This window comes from Algivirga pacifica, assembly GCF_039543525.1.
GTDB classification, from domain to species: Bacteria; Bacteroidota; Bacteroidia; order Cytophagales; family Flammeovirgaceae; genus Algivirga; species Algivirga pacifica.
In genome coordinates this window covers 1-23,117 of record NZ_BAABJX010000065.1, presented here as the reverse complement: position 1 = coordinate 23,117, position 23,117 = coordinate 1, and the positions used below count along the sequence as shown (strand labels likewise).

At 41.9% G+C, this 23,117-nt stretch carries 19 protein-coding genes; 8 read left to right on the top strand and 11 right to left on the bottom strand.

Translation table 11 applies throughout. The annotated features are described in order from the left end of the window. Positions 1–267: 267 nt before the first annotated feature. Both ABD985_RS20030 and ABD985_RS20025 read right to left on the bottom strand, forming a co-directional pair. Positions 268–2,442 (bottom strand): TonB-dependent receptor, encoded by a 2,175-nt coding sequence (locus ABD985_RS20030; RefSeq protein ID WP_345374910.1) that lies wholly within the window; start codon positions 2,440–2,442, stop codon positions 268–270. 234 nt (positions 2,443–2,676) lie between these two features. Continuing rightward, on the bottom strand, positions 2,677–3,030 hold the full coding sequence (locus tag ABD985_RS20025; protein WP_345374909.1) for a hypothetical protein: 354 nt from the start codon (positions 3,028–3,030) through the stop codon (positions 2,677–2,679). Between the two features lie 217 nt (positions 3,031–3,247). Between ABD985_RS20025 and ABD985_RS20020 the strand changes: the two genes are divergently transcribed. The 7 genes from ABD985_RS20020 (at position 3,248) to ABD985_RS19990 (ending at position 11,966) form a co-directional block, all read left to right on the top strand. Then, positions 3,248–4,501 (top strand): efflux RND transporter periplasmic adaptor subunit, encoded by a 1,254-nt coding sequence (locus tag ABD985_RS20020; protein WP_345374907.1) that lies wholly within the window; start codon positions 3,248–3,250, stop codon positions 4,499–4,501. 177 nt (positions 4,502–4,678) lie between these two features. Then, positions 4,679–6,133: a TolC family protein gene (locus ABD985_RS20015; protein ID WP_345374905.1), complete on the top strand. Its 1,455-nt coding sequence runs from the start codon at positions 4,679–4,681 to the stop codon at positions 6,131–6,133. Positions 6,134–6,141: 8 nt separating this feature from the next. Then, complete coding sequence (locus ABD985_RS20010) at positions 6,142–6,828, top strand: ABC transporter ATP-binding protein (RefSeq protein WP_345374904.1); 687 nt, start codon at positions 6,142–6,144, stop codon at positions 6,826–6,828. 4 nt (positions 6,829–6,832) lie between these two features. After that, the gene (locus tag ABD985_RS20005; protein WP_345374902.1) at positions 6,833–8,071 is read left to right on the top strand and encodes an ABC transporter permease; all 1,239 of its coding nucleotides are present in this window, start codon (positions 6,833–6,835) and stop codon (positions 8,069–8,071) included. Next, positions 8,068–9,252: an ABC transporter permease gene (locus ABD985_RS20000; protein WP_345374900.1), complete on the top strand. Its 1,185-nt coding sequence runs from the start codon at positions 8,068–8,070 to the stop codon at positions 9,250–9,252. The genes ABD985_RS20005 and ABD985_RS20000 overlap by 4 nt, the downstream gene beginning before the upstream one ends. Positions 9,253–9,262: 10 nt before the next feature. Then, a complete protein-coding gene (locus ABD985_RS19995; RefSeq protein ID WP_345374898.1) occupies positions 9,263–10,666 on the top strand; it encodes a sigma-54-dependent transcriptional regulator in 1,404 nt (467 codons plus the stop codon). Between the two features lie 28 nt (positions 10,667–10,694). Continuing rightward, on the top strand, positions 10,695–11,966 hold the full coding sequence (locus ABD985_RS19990) for a sensor histidine kinase (RefSeq protein ID WP_345374897.1): 1,272 nt from the start codon (positions 10,695–10,697) through the stop codon (positions 11,964–11,966). Positions 11,967–12,161: 195 nt separating this feature from the next. Here ABD985_RS19990 and leuB read toward each other — a convergent pair whose 3' ends face one another. The 4 genes from leuB to leuC all read right to left on the bottom strand — a co-directional run bounded on the left by leuB (position 12,162) and on the right by leuC (position 16,914). After that, positions 12,162–13,217 (bottom strand): 3-isopropylmalate dehydrogenase, encoded by a 1,056-nt coding sequence (leuB, locus tag ABD985_RS19985; RefSeq protein ID WP_345374895.1) that lies wholly within the window; start codon positions 13,215–13,217, stop codon positions 12,162–12,164. Positions 13,218–13,222: 5 nt separating this feature from the next. Beyond that, entirely contained in the window at positions 13,223–14,743 is a 1,521-nt protein-coding gene (locus ABD985_RS19980) for an alpha-isopropylmalate synthase regulatory domain-containing protein (protein WP_345374893.1), read from the bottom strand. A 70-nt stretch (positions 14,744–14,813) separates the two neighbouring features. Further along, on the bottom strand, positions 14,814–15,410 hold the full coding sequence (gene leuD, locus ABD985_RS19975; RefSeq protein WP_345374892.1) for a 3-isopropylmalate dehydratase small subunit: 597 nt from the start codon (positions 15,408–15,410) through the stop codon (positions 14,814–14,816). Between the two features lie 106 nt (positions 15,411–15,516). Beyond that, entirely contained in the window at positions 15,517–16,914 is a 1,398-nt protein-coding gene (gene leuC, locus ABD985_RS19970; protein WP_345374890.1) for a 3-isopropylmalate dehydratase large subunit, read from the bottom strand. Positions 16,915–17,067: 153 nt separating this feature from the next. Between leuC and ABD985_RS19965 the strand changes: the two genes are divergently transcribed. Continuing rightward, the gene (locus tag ABD985_RS19965) at positions 17,068–17,964 is read left to right on the top strand and encodes a LysR family transcriptional regulator (protein WP_345374888.1); all 897 of its coding nucleotides are present in this window, start codon (positions 17,068–17,070) and stop codon (positions 17,962–17,964) included. Between the two features lie 93 nt (positions 17,965–18,057). On the opposite strand, the gene chrA is transcribed toward ABD985_RS19965, so the two are convergent. From chrA to ABD985_RS19940, 5 genes are all read right to left on the bottom strand, one after another. Next, positions 18,058–19,197, bottom strand: a complete 1,140-nt coding sequence (gene chrA / locus ABD985_RS19960) for a chromate efflux transporter (protein WP_345374886.1) — start codon at positions 19,195–19,197, stop codon at positions 18,058–18,060. A 321-nt stretch (positions 19,198–19,518) separates the two neighbouring features. After that, a complete protein-coding gene (locus ABD985_RS19955; protein ID WP_345374885.1) occupies positions 19,519–20,346 on the bottom strand; it encodes an AraC family transcriptional regulator in 828 nt (275 codons plus the stop codon). 202 nt (positions 20,347–20,548) lie between these two features. Further along, a complete protein-coding gene (locus tag ABD985_RS19950; protein WP_345374884.1) occupies positions 20,549–20,998 on the bottom strand; it encodes a DoxX family protein in 450 nt (149 codons plus the stop codon). Positions 20,999–21,040: 42 nt separating this feature from the next. Beyond that, positions 21,041–21,454, bottom strand: coding sequence for an organic hydroperoxide resistance protein (locus ABD985_RS19945; RefSeq protein WP_345374882.1), 414 nt, complete (start codon positions 21,452–21,454; stop codon positions 21,041–21,043). Between the two features lie 172 nt (positions 21,455–21,626). After that, positions 21,627–22,997, bottom strand: a complete 1,371-nt coding sequence (locus ABD985_RS19940) for an HTTM domain-containing protein (protein ID WP_345374880.1) — start codon at positions 22,995–22,997, stop codon at positions 21,627–21,629. Positions 22,998–23,117 lie beyond the last annotated feature (120 nt).

Here is a 23,117-nt window from a genome sequence, read left to right as displayed (position 1 = left end):
AAAGAATTTTAAATCGCAAGAATATCTTCTAGATAACCTTACTATTTTTTCATTTGAAGCATCACTTCATGAATAACACTACCTCAAATGCCGAATGGGTGCCGGCTATGAAGCGAGGTGCATTGCGGATTATAAAATAAAGGGATATGTTCAAAATGTTTAATTGAGCTTCGCTCGTTGATGGTGTTTAGTTGAGTATTTTATTTGTAGATAAAAAAACAACTAAACATCATGAACGAGCGAAGCTCAACTAAACAATATGAACAGTCACAGTGCCCACTTCAGCCCTCCATTGATCACAAAGCCATCCACGGGAGCGTAAATGTCCCTAAACTGTGGATCGCTTAAGGAACCCGTATAAATCGTATCAAAGGCCGTTTGACGGGTATCCAGGAAGTTTTCAAAGTTTAGGAACACCGAGAAGTGTTTGCCTAGTTTCTTTTCAGTCATTAATCCTAGTATCCAATAAGACTGTCCTATTGTTCCGTCATTTAATTCTTGTGGGCTATAGTAATAGGCTTCTAATCCTACCCAAAAGTCTCCATGTTTTTCATACATCAATACGTTATTCAAGCGATGCTTGGCGACCAAAGGCATTTCTGTTTTGTTTCCTTCATAATGCTGATGAACATCGGCAAAAGTATAGCCTACAAACAACTTGAAATGATGGTAACTCCACTTCATATTCATTTCCATTCCCTTGGTGTCTACATATCCTTCAGGTTGCTGAAACTCATAGTTATTACCTGCAGCTTGCAATAGCAATGGATTGTTGATTTGGGTATAGAAGAATAACGCATTGGTGGATAAGGTCAACTCATCCGTAATGCTTACCTTATAATTGATATCCAAATTCGATCCTGCAGATCGCTCAGCTTCCATTTGGGTAGGATCGATAGGCAGGATATTACGGAAGTGTAATCGCTCGGCATCTTCGGAAAAGACCGTTGGTATTTTGTATCCTAAGCCACCTCCTACGCGAAGGGTCAGCGCCTCTGTTGGCTCGAATAACATAGATATCCTAGGCAAAGGAAATAAGCCGTATTCGTTTTGATAATCCAATCGGAAGCCTGTTTCCAAGGTCCATTGAGGAGCCATATTCCAGGTATTTTGTACAAAAGCACCCAAAGTATGTTGGTCAAAATTGAGGGGTTGACTGTCTGCCCCTAGTGTTTGCCTAAACTGATCCGTCCAAAGGTTGGCTCCCAAGATCCACTCCGATGAAGAGGAGGAGTGTAGGTAACTCACTTCACTGAAAGAGGAAGTCTGTTCCCCAGCAAAAGTGAAGTCAGGAATAGCAATGCGACGATCAAAGAAGTTCAAGCTGTTCTTCACCAGAAGCTTTCCTTGTTCAGTGGTATGGGTTAATTGGAACTGCGTAGAGACTCTATCCGTTAGGTTCTGTTCAAAATAAGGGTCAGTGACCTCATTTCCTTTGACATATTCCAGATTCCCTCCCAGTCGATCTTCCGAAACAATATTGACACCGGCATTGATGCTGGTTTGATCGTTTAAGTAGAAGAATAAACGAGGATTTAACGTAAATCGGTCAAACTTTGGAATAGCTGTAAGTCCTGTATCAGAAGGATCGTAAGGGCTTCCAAGGTTATAGGATGAGAAGACCGTTACGCCTACCTTGCCAAACTTTTCGGCATAGAAACCACTAGCATCTAATCCTAGTGCCGAGGTACCATTCAACATAAAGTTCAAGGTACGTTCTTCTTCAGGTACCCTGGTAATCAGGTTAACCAATCCGGCAATCGCTCCACCCCCATATAAAGTGGAGGAAGCTCCTTTGATCACTTCTACTTGTTGTAGGTCTAATGGAGCAATTTGCATTAAACTCAACCCACCTGAGTATCCGGAATACAATGGAAGACCATCGCGTAGCAATTGGGTATACTTCCCGTCCAACCCTTGGATACGAATGCTGGAGTTATAGCTGGTGGCAGAGGTCTGTTGTGTGCGTATACCAGTACTTTCATTAAGGAGCATACGGATATCCCCCGGCTTCATATTTCCCTTTTCGGCGAGTTCTTCTCCAGCAATAAATTCAACTCGTGTAGGAATGTCTTCTATGGTACGACTACTTCTGGTGGAAGAGATCACGATCTCGTCCATATGTTCGTGCTCATGTTCATGTTCCAAATGATAAGTAGGAACGTTCATTTCTTTTGGAAAAGGTAAATCGATCTTAACGACCAACTCCTCATAGCCTACAAAGCGGAGGATTACTTTATAACTCCCTTCCGGGATGTCAGTGATGGAAATAGTACCGTTTTCATCACTTACGCCTCCTATGTTTAGGGATTTGATATAGGCTGTTGTCCCTGCCAGAGGAGTATTGGTATCATGGTCTTGCACAATGGCTTGAAAAGTGTGTTGCGCAAACAATAGTGGTCCCCAGCATAGCAATAGGGCACTTAATAGATATTTTTTCATTTGATCTAATCAGAAATAATAAGGTTTACTGAAATAATTTATGGTAGGGTGATGGTGACTAACTGGAGGCTGGAGCCTCCAAATTGCTTTTGGGTCGTAAGCTGGAGCTTACGACCAGTGGTGTAATTGTAGGTCCTTGTCCTACAGACCGTGCTAAGGCAAGGGCTCACGAACCAACAGTTCAACTAAACAGCATGAACGAGCGAAGCTCAACTAAACAATATGAACAATAAATCACCCTGTAAATGACAGTAGCTTACTTTGATTAGGGGGCTTGAATACCCCAGAGAGGTAGCCCAAAGAGGTGCTGGATAAATAGTGGAAGTTCTCTAAAGATAAAGAGGCCTCAAAAAATGAAAGGGCTAGCTGAAAGGATGGCAAGATAAAGCCAACACAACAGCTGCCGCAAGAAGAGAACGCAGAACAGGTTCCTTCCATGCAATGAGGAATAGTGTCCTCTTCTTCCTCATGGGGAAGAGTATCGATACACGTATCCTTTACCTCCTGACATAGGCTTATTCCCATGCAGGCAGGACCAATGGATAGCCATAGGCATATCATGGATAAGAGGATAGTGGTCAATTTCATGGCGCAAAGGTAGTATCTTTTTGGGGAATAATAGGATTGGGTTGTTTTTTTTACGCTTAGTTAGAGTGTTTCATAACGGAACACTTTGTGATGGTATGGAGCAATTTAATGGGTTTTAATATTGTTTGATGTGGGGTTTAATCACTTGTTATTCAGTGATTTGATTTTTTGGGAATGCTGTTTTCTATAGGGTTTGGAAAATGGAAAGACTAAACCAATGGATAGAGTAATATCAAAACAAGAACAAGCGAAAGCTAAGCGTAAGACCTACCTGAAAGTATTTGGGGGACTGTTTGTGATTTCAGTTTTGTTGTATGGGATCAATGAGATGCTGACAAAGACGATTTCCCGCAAAGATATTTTGATTGGGGTGGTGGAAAGGGGAGAGGTCTCCTTGGAAATATCAGCCCAGGGGAGAATAGAGCCTGTTCATCAGATTGCCTTAACAGCCCCTTTCAGTACGATTTTGGAGTCGGTGTATCATGCGATGGGAGATCAGGTAGCAGTAACCACAGCGCTTCTATCGGTAGATCGGACGGTAGAGGAAGGAAAGCTGAGACAGATGGAAGATGAAGCTGAATTGAAAAGAAGTGCACTGCGAAAAGAAAAACTTCGATTGGAAAAAGAGTTGTTTGATCTTGAAAATGAGGCTTCCGTTACGGCACTGGATATTCAAAACTTGAAGGCGGCCGTAAGCAGTGAGGAAAAGCTTTTGGCAATCGGAGGAACGACAGAGGAGGCCTTGCAAAAAGCAAGAACCGCTTTGGAAAAGGCAAGGTTGAGGAATCAGAAGATTCAAAATGAATTAGCCTATAAGAAGCTTTCTATACAAGAGGAGTTAAAGCGTTTGTCTCTTAATCTCAATATAGCGCAAGAGCATATCGAAGCCCAAAAGAGAAAACTTGAAAAGGCGGAGATGAGAGCAACAATGAAAGGCGTGATCACTTTCATTCACGATAAAGTAGGCAGTGCTGTACAGGCAGGGGAGGTATTGGCTCGAATTGCGAACTTGGACAACTACCGGATTCGCGGGCAAGTGGCAGAGGAGTTTAGTAATCAGGTAGCGATTGGGATGAAAGCCCGTATTGAGTCTACCCAACATACTTTTGAGGGAGTAGTCAGTAGTGTGGCGCCTTCCTCTAATAAGGGAATGGTGAGTATTTATCTAAGTATTCAGGCAGAACAAGAGGTATTACAAACACTTCGTCCGGATATGGTGGTGGATATCGCCTTGAAAAAGGAGCAACACACTAATACACTCAGAATCCCTAATAAGGGAGCGTTTCAGAGTAAAAAAGTAGAAGAGGTATTCCTGTTGGAAGGTAATAAGGCTGAGCGAGTAACCGTTCGCACAGGCTATCGCAATGTGGATTGGGTAGAAATTATCTCTGGATTACAGGAAGGCGATACCATTATTGTCTCCAATACCAGTCGTTTTATCAATTCTCCTATCATTAACCTGGAAGACTAAGAGCTTGTTTGGAATACTGATTCAGAAAGAAAATTCCTCTAATCACTATTCAAATCAACTCATATTCTACTACGTACGTCATCAAATAGAACCATTATTATCTTCAAATCTGACTCGATTTGAACAGGTTATAGAAATTTTCTCTATCTAAATCAGTATTCCAAACAAGCTCTAAACATGCAAAAGATACTATTTTTTTCGTTCATGTTATTAGGACTACAGGAGGTTGTCGGACAACAAAAAATGTCCTTGTCAATGGCGATTGAGCAGGCACAACAAGAGGCTTTCGAAACAGCATCCTACCAGGCAGATGTTGCCATAGCAAAATGGAACTATAAGGTATTCCGTGCCAATTTATTGCCACAAGTTAATTTGGAAGGAAGTCCTTTAAGTTATAGTAAACAGGTCAATCCTATTACGCAACCTGATGGAGGCATAACCTATCAGTCTATTGAGCAAAATAATGCCTCTTTACGATTAAATGTGAATCAAGCTATTCCGTTGACGGGAGGGAAGTTGTATGTGGGTAGTCAGTTGTACCGCTTTGATAACTTTTTGGTGGATCAGCAGCAATACAGTACACAACCATTTTTCATAGGCTACAGTCAACCTATACTGAAATTTAACCCTCAAAAATGGGAGCGTCAATTACAGCCGCTTTATTGGGAGGAAGCACAAAAGCAGTATACAGAAGATATGGCATGGTTAGCAGTACAAACGACTGATCGATATTTTGAGGTGCTCAAAACGCAAGAGCGTGCTGCTATGGCTAAAAGTAACTTCGAGGATAGTCAAAAGATACTGGACATCACCCGTCAAAAGTTGGAACTGGGAAGAGCGAGCCAAAATGATTTATTACAAGTAGAATTGAATGTGATTAATGCTAAAAGTCAATTGGCACAGGCACGGTTCAATAATCAGAAAGCGTTGAGGGCACTGCGTGATTTTCTTCGCTTAGATCTTGAAGAAGAAGGTTGGGTATTGTCCTTACCCACTACACTTTTTAAAAAGTCGATTGATAGGACTTTTGCATGGCAAAAGGCGAAACAAAATCGAAAGGATTTTGTCGCCTACCATCGGAAGCTATTGGAAGCAAAAAGAAATACAGCAAGGGCGAAAGGACAAAATCGTTTTCAAGCGGATGTGGATGTATCCATAGGATTTAACAATCAGGCAGGAAGCTTAGCCGATAGTTATAGCAATGCTGTTCCTGCACAAACGGTTGGGTTTACGTTTACTGTCCCGATGTTGGATTGGGGAAAAGGGAAAAATGCCATTCGCTCGGCCCAGGCACAGGTACAAAAGATTCAGGCGGAACAGCAAAAAGATCAAGTGGATTTTCAACGAAATGTCCTGAACCTGGTAGAAGGATTGGAAATAGCAGCCTTACAGGTAGAACGAGCTGCTCAGGCACGGGCGATTGCCTTGAAAAAATATGAGATCACCTTGCAGCGCTTTCGCTTGGGGGCACTCTCCTTGCGGGAGTTGATTTGGAATACGACAGAAAAGGATAATACACACAATGCGTATATCCTAGCCCTTGAGGGATACTGGACAGGGTATTATCAGCTGATGACCTTGACGTTATATGATTTTGAGAAAGAAATAGACATTGAAACCAATTTTAAATAGCAAATAACATGATTAAAGTTCAAAACCTATCGAAAGTATTCAAGACCAAAACTATAGAAACCTGGGCCTTGAATGATGTATCCCTTGAAGTAAACAAAGGAGAATTTATTTCTATCATGGGACCTTCCGGTTGTGGAAAAAGTACCTTGTTGAGCATGATGGGGTTATTAGATCGTCCAACGGAAGGACGTATTATGATTAATGGGATAGATCCTACACAATACGCTGATAAGGAGCTGGCTAAATTTAGAAATCAACATCTGGGCTTTGTATTCCAGAGTTTCCATTTGATCAATGATCTTAATGTCAAAGAGAATGTGGCATTGCCATTGATGTACCGTAAAATCGGGAGTAAAGAAGCAAAGTATAGGGTAGAGGAAGCCCTTGAAAAAGTAGAGTTATCCCATCGTATGAGTCACCTTCCTTCTCAGCTCTCAGGGGGACAGCGTCAACGTGTGGCTATTGCCAGAGCAATAGTCGGGCAGCCCTCTATCTTATTTGCGGATGAGCCTACGGGGAACCTGGATTCTGTGATGGGCGAAGAGGTAATGCACTTGTTGATGAACCTCAACAAAGAAGGAACGACGATCGTGATGGTAACACACGACGAGCAACAGGCAAAAATGACGGATCGTATTGTTCGTATTTTCGATGGAAAACAAGTATCGGTACAAGCCCCAAAACTAGACTATTAAAACCATGATCACTTATATTAAACTCGCTTTACACTCCTTAAAAGCGAAACCTTTTTTCACATTTATCACGCTGTTTGGTATCAGCTTAACGATAACCGTTCTTTTAGTGGTTGGTTCATTATTGGATACTACCTATGGGAATTATGGTATGGAGAAAAAGATGGACCATGTCCTAATTTTGGAACAGTTGAGAGTCACGAGAGAAGGGGATGGACGTTCCTCCTCTAGGATATCTTACCAGGCTTATGAACGCTATTTCAGTAAGTTGAAAACACCCGATAAAATGGCCCTGATGAATATCTTTATAGGGCAAGAAAAATTGTATTCAGGTCATCATACAGAAACGATCCAACGAAAAGAAGTAAATGCCAGTTTCTTTGAAATATTTGAGCCTGAGTTGCTTAAAGGGAGATTGTTTACAGCAGAAGAAGTAATTCAGGAAAGTAAGGTCGTTGTGATTACGGATGCCTTGGCGACGATCCTTTTTGGAACGGAAGATCCTTTGGGGAAGCAAGTGAAGATCAAATCTCAAAACTTTACAGTATGTGGAGTAGTGAAAAAAGGGAATAGTCTTCGGTCTAACTCTTTTGCAGATGTATATTCTCCCCTGACGAAACTCCCTTCTTGGGGTGGGAATATGAGTCCACATCTCGGGGGTTATACGCTATTACTCTATTTTGAGGATAAGGCCAAATTGGAAGAAGGTAGAGCAGAAGTGCATCAGATGATTGCATCCTTACCGCTTACAAAAGAGAATAAGGAAGAAAGTATTTCGGGTACGTGCTTAACGAATATAGAGGTGCCTTTGAATAACCTTTTCAGAATACAATCCTCTACGGCTTTTTACAGTATTATTATAGGCGTTGTTCTACTATTTATGGCATTACCTGCTTTTAACTTGGTCAATATCAATATCACTCGAATGATGGAACGCTCAGGAGAGATTGGTATTCGAAAGGCTTTTGGAGCCTCTACCTGGTCATTGGTAAAGCAATTGTTGATGGAAAATACGGTTATCTCTTTGCTTGGGGGGATGATAGGGTTTGTATTGGCTGCCTTAGGTATTTTAATGATCAACTACTATCAATTGCTGAGTGTCAATGAATACCTTGAAATGAACCTTAATCTTTTCCTATACGGGCTATTAATCACTTTACTATTTAGTGTACTTTCCGGGACCTATCCGGCTCTTAAGATGGCTCGTTTTGAAATTATCGCTTCCCTAAACTCTGACAAACAATGATAAAACATAGCTTTAAGTTGATATGGGCTAAGAAAGGTAAAAATACCATGATGCTGTTACAGTTAGCATTTTCTTTCTTTATGCTGTTTTTACTGTTTACGTTACTGTATGATCAAATAGAAAACTATCAAAGAGAAAGAGGGTATACAGTAGATAATATTATGGTGCTTAATGTAGATGGCTCCAAGTTGGCAGGAATAGAAAATTACCATCAGGAAATCCAAAAAAACTACGAGAGTATTGATCACTATCTTTCATCTCTTTCCGAGGTAGAAAGTTTCAGTGATATGGATGACTCTTTTCCTTTCGGCTCTTCTTATAACTCTGAATCATTCGAGTTAGAAAATGGACAAAGAGTGCAATATATCCGACAAATCCTTAACCCAACAGTGATCCAGTTGATGGAAGTTAAGTTTATTTCTGGACGAAATTTTAATGCGAGTGATTTTGATAATGACAAAAAAGCCAGAATTGTCAATGATATCCTATACGAGAAAATTAAACCTTTTCTGAATGATAAAAAGGAACTGTTGAATACGGATGGAACCGTACGTATGCGTATTGTAGGAGTTATTGAAGGCTATAAAAAACAGCATGAGTTTGAAGAGGCAGGGGATGTGTGTTTCTGGCCTCATAATAAAGAAGTATATAGACAAGGGTACCTCTTTATCAAAACCAAAAATGATCCTAGAATCCTAGAAGCTCAACTCGTACAGGAACTAGAAAAAAGGTGTCCAGACCTTAGTTTTAATATACAGTATTGGGATGATCTGATGGATGGTGCTAACCAAAGTATTATTTTGCCTTTGGTGCTAATGTCAGTAGTATGTCTTTTTCTGGTGATTAATATTGCCTTGGGGCTCTATGGTATATTGTGGTATAACATCAGTTTACGTACAAGTGAGATTGGGTTAAGGAGAGCGTTAGGGGCAAGTCGGGGAGATATCAGCAAGCAGATATTGATAGAAGTAGGGGCGCTTTGTGTTCTTTCTATCTTACTGGGAGGGATATTTGCGATACAGTTTCCGCTACTAGGCGTATTTAATTTTACCAACGAAGAATATTTGATTGGAGCTTTATTATCTTGTGGTTTTGTAGGAATGATCGCCTTCCTTTGTGGATGGTACCCAAGTAAATTGGCTTCTGCGATCACACCAACGGAAGCATTGCAAGAACTGTAACATGGAGACTATGCTAAAACCTAAACCTTTCTTATTGATTGTTGATGATGATGTAGCGGTATGCAAATCGCTAGGTTTCTTCTTTAAGCAAAAAGGGTTTCACCCTATCCTTGCCTCCCATCCAACGGAGGCTATGGGTGTTTTAGAGGAGTTCTCTTTTGCTTGTGTTATTTTGGATATGAACTTCAAAATAGAAACTACTGGAGAAGAAGGCTTAATGGCATTAGAGGCGATCAAGAAAAAGAAACCAGAACTACCGGTAGTGTTATTAACAGGTTGGGGAACGATGGAACTCGCCATTGAAGGGATGAAGAGAGGAGCCGCTGATTTTATCAGTAAACCTTGGGATAATACGCATTTGTTGGAAGCCGTAAATACAGCCATTACGCTAAAGCAAAAAGTGTCTCCCAAAACGAAGTATACTCCTAGTCAGGAGCGTAAAAAGTTGGAGGAGCAATGTGACTTCAAGGCGATTATAGGGCAAGATCCCAAGTTGTTGGAGGTGTTGCAAACCATAGGGCGTGTAGCACAAACCGATGCGCCGGTATTGATCATGGGGGAGAGCGGAACAGGAAAAGAGTTGATTGCTGAAGCGATTCATCAGAACAGCCGACGAAGGGACGAAAACTTTGTGAAGGTGAACCTTGGGGGAATCTCTCAAAGTCTTTTTGAAAGCGAAATGTTTGGTCATAAAAAAGGAGCATTTACGGGAGCTCATGCCGATCGAGAGGGGCGCTTTGCGCTGGCACACAAAGGCAGTATATTTCTAGATGAAATGGGGGAGTTAGACTTGTCGAGTCAGGTGAAACTCTTAAGGGTATTGCAGGAACGAAAGTTTGAAGTGCTAGGGAGTAGTACTCCTCAGTCAGCCGACTTTCGGGTGATCTCTGCGACCAACAAGGTATTACCGGAGTTAGTGCAAGAAGGAAAGTTTCGGGAAGATTTATTTTTCCGAATTAACCTGATCACTATTTACCTTCCTTCATTAAGGGAGCGTAAAAAAGACATTCCGTTACTGGCGCAGCATTTCCTGGATGAACTGACGAAAAGTTATGGGTTAGGTAACCGACAAATCGCTAAAGAGGCCATGCAATGGTTGCAGGAGCAACCGCTGAAAGGAAATATCCGTGAACTGAAAAACTGGGTGGAAAGTACTGTGCTGATGACGACAGCAGAAGAGCTACAGATAGCAGATTTTCAGCAAAACCCTACTTACATCAATGCCTTTCAAGGGGAAGTAGAAGCTCCTGTTCAGGTACAAGAGGGCCATACGTTAGAGCAAATGGAAGAGAGGATGGTTCGTCAAGCGTTGGAGGCCAATCATTACAAAATAGCCCCTGCCGCTAAGTCTTTAGGTATATCAAGAAATGCCCTTTATCGTAAAATAGAAAAGTATAATATTTCAGATGCTTAGAGTTGAGTATTTTTTACTGTCCTTGCTAATGGTAGCCTCGCTTTTAGGAATTACTTTCCCGATTAGGGAGACTTATCCCTATTCTTTTTTATTGGCAGAGGTAGTATCTGTGATCGTAGTGATCTGGCAATGGCGTTTGTGGCATTTTTTCCATCGTCCATTAAAGGAATTAAACAATGCACTTAAGCTATTACAGCATAGTGATTTTCAGTCTCGCTTATTGCCTAGTCCACATCCAGTGGTCAATCGACTGACGGTAATTTATAATAAGATCATTGAGCGACTACAGAAAGAACGTATACAGCAGCAAGAACAAGGATATTTTCTGGAGCACTTGATCAAAGCGTCTCCTAATGGAATTATTATCCTGGACTATGATCAGCAGATGTTACAGGTGAACCCTGCAGCTTTACAAATGGTAGAGTTGCCCTTGGAAAAGCTTGTAGGACAGTCGTTGGGGGCTATTGAAAATGATTTCTTCCAACGTTTGAGCCATATGCCTAAAGATAAGGAAGTGGAAATTCTTCGTTCCGGGGGACGTCGCTATCGTTGTCAAAAAAGCAGTTTTATCTTTAGAGGGTTTCCACAGCAGTTTATCCTAATCCAAGACAGTTCATTTTTGGATGCACAAAAGGAAAAGCAAGCCTACAGCAAAGTAATTCGGATGATGAGCCATGAAGTGAACAATACGGTAGGAGCGGTCAACTCTTACCTGGATACGCTCAAAGAGTTTGTGTTGAAGGATACTGAAATGCAAGAAGATTATCAGGAGGCATTGGAAGTCGTACAGGGACGTAATCAATCCATGGCTACTTTTATGGCTAATTTTGCTCAGGTCGTAAAGCTACCAGAAGCTACTTTGGAAACCATAGATTTAAAAGAACTACTAAAGGAGTTAGTGACCATCTATCAACCCAAATTGGATAGTTTAGGGATAGTGTTGTCTTTCAATATTCCATCGGATCAAATTCTTGTTCAAGGAGATCATTTGCTACTGGAACAAATGTTTATGAACATCTTCAAAAATGCGATGGAAGCCATAGAACAAAGTGCTGTTCAGGAACAAAGAGCCTTAAAAGTGATATGGAACCCTCAAAGCCGAAAACTAAGTATATGGAATAGCGGAAAGCGTATTTCTAAAGAAGAAGAGCAACAATTGTTTACTCCTTTTTATAGCTCAAAACCTACGGGGCAAGGGATTGGACTGACGCTTTGTCGAGATATCTTGTTGAAGCATCAGTGGGATTTTCGTTTGTATTCTCCTGAGGAAGGTGCTGTTTTTGAGATTCTTTTGAAATAGCCCGTATGGCCGTGCCATTGGCGTAGCCTATGGAAAAAGACTGGTCGTAGGATTTTCCTACGACCTACCAGCGCTTTTATCGAGGCTCCAGCCTCGAGTACTATAACGATACGAGGCTGGAGCCTCGATAAAAGCGCTTTTAAGTCGTAAGCAGGAGCTTACGACTAGTTCTCTTCCATTTAGAGGAGATGGAAATTAAAGGTTAGCTGCCAACCAATCTCCAACTTCAGACGTCTTGTAGGCTTTCTTATCGCCAGCAATATCTTCTGTTACCACATCTTGGTCCAATGATCTGTTGACTACGTCACGTACTGCTTTCGCTTCTTCCAATAGGTCCAAAGACTCTAGCAACATAGCCGCAGACAATACCGTAGCCACTGGGTTAGCGATGTCTTTACCTGCAGCTTGTGGGTATGAACCGTGAATTGGCTCGAATACCGAAGTCTCCTTTCCAACAGATGCCGATGGAAGTAGACCTAATGATCCAGTGATCACAGAAGCCTCATCCGATAGGATATCACCGAACATATTCTCCGTCACCATCACGTCGAATTTCTTAGGCCATTGGATCAACTGCATAGCTGCGTTATCTACGAACATATAGTCCGTTTCGATATTTTCGTAGTCTTTTTCCATACGCTGTGCAACCTCTCTCCATAGACGGGAAGTAGCTAGTACGTTCGCTTTGTCTACTACCGTTAGACGTTTGTTACGCTTGCCTGCGTAGTCATACGCTAGCTTCAGGATTCTTTCTACTTCTTCGGTAGAATACTCACAGTTATCGAAGGCTGATTTAAGGTCTTCTGATCTACCTTTTCCACCAAAGTAGATACCACCCGTTAGCTCACGTACTACAACGAAATCAGCACCTTCAACGATGTCCTTTCTCAAAGGGCTCTTGTGCAATAGAGAAGGGAAAGTCGTTACTGGACGGATGTTAGCGTATAGTCCTAGTTGCTTACGCATTTTCAACAACCCTTGCTCTGGTCTTACTTTCGCAGAAGGATCATTGTCATATTTTGGATCACCGATAGCACCGAACAATACCGCATCAGACTCCAAACAGATTTTGTGGGTAGCTTCCGGGTAAGGCTCGCCTACCTCGTCGATGGCTGCAGCACCCGTTACGGCAAAGTTGAATTCGAACTCATGATCAAATTTCTTTCCTACAGCTTTCATTACCTTGATCGCCTGATCTACAATCTCTGGTCCGATACCGTCGCCTGGAAGTGTTGCTATTTTGAATTTCATATTGTCTATATATTATTTTCGATGATGTTTAACATTTTAATAGTGGCCTTAATCGCTGCCACGGTTTGGTCGGAGTCCAGTCCTCTGGTTTTGAACTGTCTTCCATTCTCCCAAGTGATCGTCGTAATTACGAGGGCATCAGTTTCTCCTCCGGGAGGAATTTGCACCTCATAATCGACCAGTCTTGGAAGCTTTTTCCCTAGCTCTTCATAAATCAGATTAAGGGAGTTCATAAAGGCATCGTACTGTCCGTCTCCGGCAGCCGTTTTTTCATAATCCTTACCGTTGACTTCTATACATAGCGTCGCCATGGATTTCAAGCCTTGCGCTACGGATAGGGAGTAGTTTTTGATCTGAATCGTTGGATTCTCTATTTGTGAACCGAGTACATCCTTGATGATAAACGGAAGGTCTTCTTTAGAAATACTTTCCTTTTTATCACCCAATTCAATAATCTTGGCCGTTACCTTTTTGATTTCTTCGGGACTAAGTTGAATCCCTAGCTCATCCAGATTTTTCTTGATGCTGGCTTTGCCACTCATCTTACCTAAGGCATAAGAATAAGTTCTGCCAAAGCGTTCTGGATTGATGCTATTTTGATAGAGGTTATCCTTGTTGTCCCCATCGGCATGGATGCCACTGGTTTGGGTAAAGACAAACTCTCCAATCAACGGCTTATTGGCAGGGATACGCAATCCTGAAAAAGACTCGACCAATTTACAGGTCTTGTAAAGCTTGGTTTCGTCCACCTGCATTTCATAGGCCAAATGGTCCTTGACAATACCGATCACACTGGACAATGGCACGTTACCAGCACGCTCTCCCAACCCGTTGAGGGTGGTATGCACTCCTGTAAAACCACACTCCAAGGCAGAGTATACGTTGGCTACCGAAAGGTCGTAGTCGTTGTGGGCATGGAAGTCAAACTTCACGTTCGGGAAGTTATCCGTCATGATGCTACAGTACTTAGTGGTTTGCTTGTGATTAAGCATTCCCAAGGTATCGGGTAACATGATGCGGTTGACCTTCATCTGCTCCAAGGCACGGACCATTCCAAGGACATACTCTGGAGAGTCTTTCATTCCATTGGACCAATCTTCCAGATAAACATTCACGGTAATGCCCATTTCCTGTGCGATACTTACCGTATTTTGAATGTCAGCAAGGTGCTCCTCCAGACTCTTTTTCAGTTGTTTTTCACAATGCTTTTTAGAGCCTTTGCAAAGTAGGTTAATGACCTGTCCTCCTGCATTATCAATCCATTTCAGGGAGATATCTCCATCGACGAAGCCCAGTATTTCAACAGCATGTCCATAGCCATGTGCATTGGCCCAGTCCAAGATCTTCTTAGCGGAGCGATACTCCCCATCCGAGACACGGGCAGAGGCTACCTCAATACGGTCCACCTTCAACTCTCCAAGCAGCATTTGTGCAATTTGCAGCTTCTCGGTTTCTGTAAAGGATACCCCAGAAGTTTGTTCGCCGTCACGAAGGGTGGTATCTAATATTTCAACGTTTCGCAGCATAGCTTTCATAATGAAGAATGAAGAATGAAGAATTATTAATCATTGTTCATTAATAATTCTTCATTAAAAATTATAAAGGCATTGACTCTGCGAAAGAAGCGATCTCTTCTTTCATATTTTGCAAGTAGTCGATATCATCAAACCCGTTCAATAGGTTGCCTTTTTTGTATGAGTTGATATCGAATGACTCTGAAGCGCCTGTTGCTACGATCGTTACCGTTTGTGTCGGTAGATCTACTTTGATTTCTGCTTTTGGATCTGCTTCGATAGCCTTGAAAATCTGATCCAGGAAGTCTGCACTTACTTGTACGGGCAATACCCCTACGTTCAAGCAGTTGTTCTTGAAGATGTCAGCAAAAAAGCTAGAGATCACACATCTGAAACCATAGTCATAAACTGACCAGGCAGCATGCTCTCTGGAAGAGCCAGAACCAAAGTTTTTACCCCCTACCAGGATTTTACCACCATAAAGTGGATTGTTCAATACGAAGTCCTCTTTTGGAGAGTCATCTGAATTGTATCTCCAGTCACGGAAAAGGTTATCGCCAAAACCCTTTCTTTCGGTTGCTTTTAGGAAACGGGCAGGGATGATCTGGTCAGTATCTACATTTTCGATCGGCAATGGCACTGCACTGCTGGTTAAGATCTCGAATTTATCGTAAGCCATTTTTATATTCTTTATGGATGCATTAATGATTTTCTAGGGATTGGGGTTTAGGTGTTAGGGGTTAGTATAAGTTTGAACTAGTCCCTAATCCCCAGTCCCTAACTTCTTAGTTAAGGAATTCTCTAGGGTCAGAAACGGTTCCGTTGATTGCAGAAGCAGCCGCTACCAATGGACTCGCCAATAGTGTTCTGGAGCCTGGTCCTTGACGTCCTTCGAAGTTTCTGTTAGAAGTACTCACGGCTAGTTTACCTGCAGGAACTTTATCGTCGTTCATGGCCAAACAAGCAGAACAACCTGGCTCTCTTAGTTCAAAACCTGCTTCCTGAAGGACTTGTAAAATACCTTCTTCTCTGATCGCCTGCTCTACTTTGTGTGAACCTGGAACCAACCAAGCAGTCACGTGATCTGCCTTTTTCTTTCCTTTTACGATAGAAGCAAATGCTCTGAAATCCTCGATACGACCGTTCGTACAGCTCCCCAAGAATACATAGTCGATTTTCTTACCGATCATGTTGTCTTTTTCCTGGAACTGCATATACTTCAATGATTTCTCGTAAGTCGCAGCACCACCTTCCACTTCTGCAGCAGTAGGGATTTGCTGACTGATACCCATACCCATACCTGGGTTGGTACCGTAAGTAATCATAGGCTCGATATCAGCCGCATCAAACGTATATTCTTTGTCGAAGGTAGCACCTTCGTCTGTTTTCAATGTTTCCCAGTAAGCCATGGCCTTGTCCCAAGCTTCCCCTGTAGGCGTAAACTCACGGCCTTTGATGTACTCAAATGTTTTCTCATCTGGAGCAATCATACCTCCACGAGCACCCATCTCAATACTTAGGTTACAAACCGTCATTCTTCCTTCCATAGACATTTCCTTGAAAACGTCTCCAGCGTACTCTGCAAAATAACCAGTAGCACCAGAAGTAGTCAGCTTGCTAATAATGTAAAGGGCAACGTCTTTTGGCGATACTCCTGCGTTCAACTTACCGTTGATGTTGATGCGCATCTTTTTTGGCTTAGGCTGCATGATACACTGAGAAGACAATACCATCTCCACTTCTGATGTACCAATACCGAAAGCGATCGCTCCGAAAGCACCATGGGTAGAAGTGTGGGAGTCACCACAAACCATGGTTACCCCAGGTTGTGTGATTCCGTACTCAGGACCTACCACGTGTACAATACCATTTTTCTCATGGCCTAGTCCCCAGTGAGAAATACCGTGTTCTTTGGCATTTTCCTCCAAGGCTTTCAACTGTCCTGCCGATAACGGATCCTCTACCGGTAGGTGTTGGTTGATTGTAGGCGTGTTGTGGTCTGCTGTAGCGAAGGTACGCTCAGGGTACATCACCTTAAGTCCACGGGTTTTTAATCCTAGGAAAGCCACTGGACTGGTCACTTCGTGTACCATGTGACGGTCAATAAATACAACGTCTGGACCTCCTTCAATTTGTCTTACAACGTGTGCATCCCACACTTTGTCAAATAATGTTTTTCCCATCTTATTTTTGGAGTTATATGATTTATATCAAAAGATAATTTCAGATCGATAACTATTAGTAAAACTTGATATCGTTGTGTTTTTCAAAGATGGATATTTTATACTTAATGTAAAAAGACTTATTTTGTCATAAATCAATACCTTTTAAGTATAATGGAGCTAAGACACTTACATTATTTCATTACCGTAGCAGAGACGTTGAACTTTACCAAGGCGGCAGAGAAGCTACATATTTCACAGCCTCCTCTGAGTCGACAGATCAAAGAATTGGAGGTGCATTTGAATGCCCGTTTATTCGATCGAAATAATAAAAAAGTAGCCCTGACCCATGCCGGGAAGTATTTTTATAAAGAGATCAAGCGGTACCTGGAGCAGTTGGAAAGGATTAAGATACAGACCGAAAAGATTGCCAATAATGTAAGTGGGGAGTTTCGGATTTCCTATATCAGCTCAACATTCTCCTCTATTATTCCTGAGTTAATAGCGCACTTGCGGATGAAGTTTCCCTATGTCCATTTTAAGCTATTCGAGGCACCTACCTTGAAGCAAGTAGCTGATTTATCAAGTGGGAAATTGGATTTTGGGATTATACGTTCGCCTTTGTATTCCTCTGAGATTAAGGCGGAGCATTGGTACCGGGATGATTATGCGGTGGTATTTAATAAGAATATCTATTCTATCAGTCATGTGGATCACCTTCAGCAGTTAAAAGAGGCAACTTTCGTGTATTTTAATAAGGACTACTCTCCACAGAACTACGAAGCTTTATTGAAAATAGGGGCCTACTTTGGGTTTGTACCCCACGTTGTTCATGAAGCGAATAATATGCATTCCATCTTGCAACTCGTCAAGAATGGTTTGGGGGTGTCCATTGTTCCTGCAGGAGTCGGCAGAAATCATAAGGATGATCCCAATCTTGGCTTTTTTGAAATTAAGGTGCCGGGATTGTCTACGGATGTGTTGCTGGCCACACCAGAAGTGGAGAAGAATGAGATTACACAGGAGGCGATACGGTTTTTGAAGCAGTGGACGGTGGGCAGTGAACAATGAACAGTGGGCAGTGAACAATTATCAATTTTCAATGATTAATTATCAATAATTGAAAATTGATAATTAATCATTGAAAATTAACACAAGCTTGTTCTACAATAACATCAACAGATAGCCTAAAGCACTTCCTCCCAACACCACATACATGCTATTGACTTGCTTGTAAAATTGTGTCACGATAATACTAAGGGCAGCAATCGTAATCGTTCTCCAATCGACCAATACTTCCTCTACCATATGGATCATGACTACGGCAATGATAGCCACAGCCGCCGCATTAATGGCATCCAAAATCGCAGAGATAATGGCGATCTTACGGATTCTTGACATTAATGGATTCAGTAATGCAACCAGAATAAAGGAAGGTAGGAAGATACCGATTGAAGCAGCGATAGCGCCCCAAAGTCCTCCACCTACTTGCCATCCGACAAAGGCAGCAGTCGAAAGTACGGGACCTGGTGTAAACTGCCCTACGGCTACAGCATCCATCAGTTGCTGACGCGTCAACCATCCACTAGCCACCAATTCAGCATCTAAAAAGGCGAATAATACATATCCTCCACCATAGAGTAAACTACTGATTTTGAGGAATTGTAAAAATACTTTCAAGGTCACCTCATGTTGTCCTCCTACTAACGGTTGCAGTAGAAGAAAGATAGGAGAGATACTTTTTAGACTTCCTTTATTTTGGCGGAAATAATAGAGTAATCCGCCAATAATACCCGATAAGAACATGGCTAGGATTTCATGTAATCCTAATAAGCAGGCTACAACTGTAAGGCCTCCTAATACCCAAAGCTCCGTGGTCTTTAAGGCTTTTTTACCAAGTTTAATCAATGCAGATAGGATAATCGCAATAACTGCAGGCTTGATACCGTAAATAAAAGGCGTAGCCTCCGGTAACGTGCCGTATAGTTCGTAAAGCCAAGCCAAGCAAGTGGTCAGGAATACCGCGGGAAAGATAAAGGAAAAGCCGGCAACGACCATTCCCTTCCATCCGGCTCTTTCGTATCCACAATGCATCACCATTTCGGTAGAGTTGGGGCCAGGAATTAAATTGGTGGCACCCATCAAGTCCAGGAAGTGTTGGGAGTCAATCCACTTTCGTTTGCTGACGATCTCTTTTTCCATCATCGCAATATGCGCTGCAGGCCCTCCAAAGGCGATCCAGCCCATATGAAAAAAGAGTTTGCCTAGTTCGATTAGTTTATTTTTATCGTTTGTCATCTTCATATTGATTCAAAATTCGGATGCAAAGATAAAAATAGCGGATCGTTAAAAATGGTCTATATGAAAATATAATGGGCTTCTTTTGATGAAGGATGAAGGATGAAGGATGAAGGATGAAGGATGAAGGATGAAGGATGAAAGATGGGCGTCCCTTGTGGTCGCCCCGACGAAGAGTAAAGAAAGATAAAGAGTAGTAGGTCCTCGCGTTAGTACGGTATGTAGGACGAGGGTCAACGAAACAATAGTACTTCAAATAGCTGAAGGCTTAAATATAATGAACGAGTAAAGCTCAATTAATAAACGTTGAGCGGTATCAACACCCCCTCACCCTTTCTCAGAGCGGAAGTTTTTAGGTGTAACCTGAGTATATCGTTTAAAGTACTTGCTGAAGTGAGAGGGATCAGAAAAGTGCAGATGAAAGCCAATTTCTGCTACACTCATATCGGTATAGAGTAGTAATCGTTTAGCTTCTCGAATAAGTTCTTCGGCCAGGTAATCGGAGGCAGAGAGTTGTACAGCTTTCCGACAGGCATGATTGAGGTTTTGTGGAGAGGTGTGTAATAGGGCAGCGTAGTCTTTGATATTTTGTAGTCGATAATCTTCCTGTTCGATTAATTTTTTATAGGCTAGAAAAAGTGAATTAGAAATGTCTTTTTTTTCTGCTTGCTGTGAAGCATAGGATAGGCACCGACCAAAGAGTGCTTTTAATAAACCTTCCAGATTACTTTGTTGGTAGGGGGAGGAGGTATTCAGTTCCTCTTCTAGAAGTGTGAAGAGAGGATGTAGTTGTTGATGTTCTATATTTTCGAGTATTGTATATCCACTCAGTTTAAAAAGTAGTTCTTGTAGTACTGAGTCAAGGCTATCTTGGAAAAATGCTTTTTTGACAATGAGTACGTATCCTTTGGGTTCTGTGTGTATATCCCAATGGTGCATCTGTTCCTTTTGCATCATAAATAAAATGGGAGGCTGAATGGCATAGGTTACCCCATCAATGGTATGGGAACCACTTCCTTGGTTCAGGTAGATGATCTCAAAGTACCCATTATGTCGATGTGGAGCTGTTTTACGAATATAACTTCGAAAAGGAGCCACTTTAAGCAATTGACCGGAGTTGGAGAGCTTATCGTTGACTTTAAGCTTTTGTGCCATACGGTTATCGGTTATTGTTTATCGCTTATCGCTTATCGTTTAAAAATGATGTTGAAAAGTATTGACGAATTATTGTGTATCATTTAGTGGTAAAATAATTTTGCTCACTGCTCACTGCTCACTGCTCACTGCTCACTGCTCACTGCTCACTGCTCACTGCTCACTGCTCACTGCTCACTGCTCACTGCTCACTGCTCACTGCTCACTGCTCACTGCTCACTGTCTCATTATCTTCCTTATTCCGTTCCAGGATAGCCTTCAAGGCTCCTGTAGACCATAAAGCCCATAGTACGAGTACCGGCTGAAAGAACAAGCGAATCAGTCGGGCTTGATCAGTATCCAATCCAAATGCATCTGTACCATTGATATATTGGGCAATATTACCTGGGAAAATCAAAACATAGAAGGTTGCCAAAGAGATTCCTACGTTGGACTTTTGCTTGGTCCAGAAGATCATTCCCAATCCTAATAGAAGTTCAGCAACACCCGACAAAATTACTACAAGGTCTTTCCCCAGAGGGAGCCAATTGGGAACCTGTGCCTGGAACTCTTCCCTTTGAAAAGTGAAGTGTCCGATAGCTGCCAATACCATTAACGCACCTAGAATGATTCTTAAAATGTCTTGAAGAAGGCTTGTCTTCGTATTTTTCATGATAATTATTTTTAAAGAAAAACAGTTTTTGAGTAGGATTCATTACGCTAAGGAAACAGAAACCTCTACATTTCCGCTAATAGCTTTAGAGTAAGGACAAGTAGCGTGTGCCATGTTCAGTAATTTTTCAGCAGTATCTTTTGCCACTCCCTCAATTTTAGCAGTAAGTTCCGCAGCAATATTGAAGCCCTCTGTTTCACTCATTTGCAAGCTGACTTTTGCATTGATCTCCGAGGATATTTTTAGTCCTTCCTGTTGAGCGACCATATTGAGGGCACTATCAAAGCAAGCCGCATAGCCTGCCGCAAAAAGCTGCTCTGGGTTGGTTGCTCCTCCATTGCCCCCTAAGGAATTTGGCATACGAACATCCAGTTCCAATAGTCCATCTTCGCTGACAACCTTTCCATTTCTACCACCTGTTACTGATACGCTAGTTTGATAAACGGTCTTTTTCATTTGCTGTATATGTTTAGTTTGACTATTTATATCGTTCACGATACAAATGTAGGTGAAATTTATTTATATCGCAAGCGATATAATTAATTGGTTGATTTTTTTGTTAATGTGGGGACATAACTATCCGCTTCTTGTACGGCCGCGCCATTGGCGCGGCCGTACGGATTTAGCTTTATTCCTTCAACCCCCTCACCCAATCATAATGCCCCAATCCTCTTTCCTGTTCACTCAAAATAATATCCTTGTTAAGCATCACTTGCTTGGGGCGCCCATTGAGGCTAGCATGACAGTATACCATGACTTGTACCTCTTCCCATCCTTTTGATTCAAACTCACCCTTTAGGAAGTGGGCAAACTCTAGCAGCATATCGGGCTTGCCAATCATTTTTCGGTATTGGTTGTGGGTAAGGTATTCTAGGTTATTGATGCGTTGTTCTTTTCCGGTTTGTAGATCTTTGACGTAGAAGACGGCCCGCCCTCTTTTGGTTCGGAGCATCATGTGCCAGGAGAAGTTATGCCCTTCATCGTACCAGCTGCTGTTGCCTTCATACCAGAATTGTCTTAAGGGAACGGCCAGTTGCAGAAGTGTGTAAAGGATAATTACAGGGTAGAGAATTTTACTATTATTTTGGAATGTTGTAGCACTGTTAGAAAGGGGTAGATGTCGGTCCAGCCATTTCCATTTTCTAAACGTAGAAGCAGGAAAGAATAAGGTGGTGGCGACAATAGAAAACCAAGGGAATGTCCCTATACCAAACGTTAGGGCATTGGTAGCATGGAAGAAACAGGCAATAAAAAAGGTGACCTTTCGGGACTTTTTCCAAAGCATGAATGGAACGACTAATAGATCAAAAGCGAGCCCTCCATAAGCGACCAAATAGGGATACCAATCTTGCACTAATAGTCCTCCAAGAATGGGATGATCCCCTTTGTTGCCTAACCACATTTTAAGGGGTTGTGCCTGTAACCAGTCCACATTGATCTTGGCAATGCCAGCATATAAATAGACGATGCTAATTTGAAATACAAAGAGATAGATCATCCATGCTGGCACTTGTGAGAGTGGGGTTACTCTACCTTTTTTTAGATCGTAGGAAAAGGCCCGATGGGCAGGAAGAAAACTCAATAGAAAAATCATCAAACAGTATAGGTAGATATGGTTGATGTATAAGGATTTTTCCATCAGGAATATGGAGGTGGCGCTTAAGCAGAGCAATACTGTTGCCCAACGATAATAGGCCCCAACGACAACCATTACTCCCAGTATGATATTGATACTAAAGTGCAAGTACATCATCCAAGTCTCAGGCCATGGCTTGATCCAGGGAGTAAGCATAAAGGAAAAGTGAAACCCAGGATGGATTAATTCTTCGATATAGTCGGTAAACATACCGCCAGTAAGCTCAATGGTCATGAGTGTACCACCGATGATGCGGAAAAAAATAAGGGGAGCAATATCTGTAGGTTGTAATAACCATTGCTTTAGTTGAGTTAGCAAAGATGTTTTCTTTGAGAGGGCTGAAGGTTCAGGGATCTTATGCATGAGTAGTATAGTTTTTAGTGGTATTCACACGGTCAATTACAGCATCTTTTATATTTTAACTGAGCTTTCGCTCATTGAAAATTTTGATTTAAGATATTCGTTCTAAGGCGCTATCTTTAT

Excerpts from the sequence above, each read along its gene's own strand:
- ABD985_RS20020 (WP_345374907.1), top strand. The coding sequence starts at position 3,248 with ATGGATAGAGTAATATCAAAACAAGAACAAGCGAAAGCTAAGCGTAAG.
- ABD985_RS20000 (WP_345374900.1), top strand. The coding sequence starts at position 8,068 with ATGATAAAACATAGCTTTAAGTTGATATGGGCTAAGAAAGGTAAAAAT.
- ABD985_RS20030 (WP_345374910.1), bottom strand. The coding sequence starts at position 2,442 with ATGAAAAAATATCTATTAAGTGCCCTATTGCTATGCTGGGGACCACTA.
- ABD985_RS19965 (WP_345374888.1), top strand. The coding sequence starts at position 17,068 with ATGGAGCTAAGACACTTACATTATTTCATTACCGTAGCAGAGACGTTG.
- ABD985_RS19940 (WP_345374880.1), bottom strand. The coding sequence starts at position 22,997 with ATGCATAAGATCCCTGAACCTTCAGCCCTCTCAAAGAAAACATCTTTG.
- ABD985_RS20025 (WP_345374909.1), bottom strand. The coding sequence starts at position 3,030 with ATGAAATTGACCACTATCCTCTTATCCATGATATGCCTATGGCTATCC.
- chrA (WP_345374886.1), bottom strand. The coding sequence starts at position 19,197 with ATGAAGATGACAAACGATAAAAATAAACTAATCGAACTAGGCAAACTC.
- ABD985_RS20010 (WP_345374904.1), top strand. The coding sequence starts at position 6,142 with ATGATTAAAGTTCAAAACCTATCGAAAGTATTCAAGACCAAAACTATA.
- ABD985_RS19980 (WP_345374893.1), bottom strand. The coding sequence starts at position 14,743 with ATGCTGCGAAACGTTGAAATATTAGATACCACCCTTCGTGACGGCGAA.
- ABD985_RS20015 (WP_345374905.1), top strand. The coding sequence starts at position 4,679 with ATGCAAAAGATACTATTTTTTTCGTTCATGTTATTAGGACTACAGGAG.
- ABD985_RS19955 (WP_345374885.1), bottom strand. The coding sequence starts at position 20,346 with ATGGCACAAAAGCTTAAAGTCAACGATAAGCTCTCCAACTCCGGTCAA.
- ABD985_RS19945 (WP_345374882.1), bottom strand. The coding sequence starts at position 21,454 with ATGAAAAAGACCGTTTATCAAACTAGCGTATCAGTAACAGGTGGTAGA.
- ABD985_RS19950 (WP_345374884.1), bottom strand. The coding sequence starts at position 20,998 with ATGAAAAATACGAAGACAAGCCTTCTTCAAGACATTTTAAGAATCATT.
- ABD985_RS20005 (WP_345374902.1), top strand. The coding sequence starts at position 6,833 with ATGATCACTTATATTAAACTCGCTTTACACTCCTTAAAAGCGAAACCT.
- leuD (WP_345374892.1), bottom strand. The coding sequence starts at position 15,410 with ATGGCTTACGATAAATTCGAGATCTTAACCAGCAGTGCAGTGCCATTG.
- leuB (WP_345374895.1), bottom strand. The coding sequence starts at position 13,217 with ATGAAATTCAAAATAGCAACACTTCCAGGCGACGGTATCGGACCAGAG.
- ABD985_RS19990 (WP_345374897.1), top strand. The coding sequence starts at position 10,695 with ATGGTAGCCTCGCTTTTAGGAATTACTTTCCCGATTAGGGAGACTTAT.
- ABD985_RS19995 (WP_345374898.1), top strand. The coding sequence starts at position 9,263 with ATGCTAAAACCTAAACCTTTCTTATTGATTGTTGATGATGATGTAGCG.
- leuC (WP_345374890.1), bottom strand. The coding sequence starts at position 16,914 with ATGGGAAAAACATTATTTGACAAAGTGTGGGATGCACACGTTGTAAGA.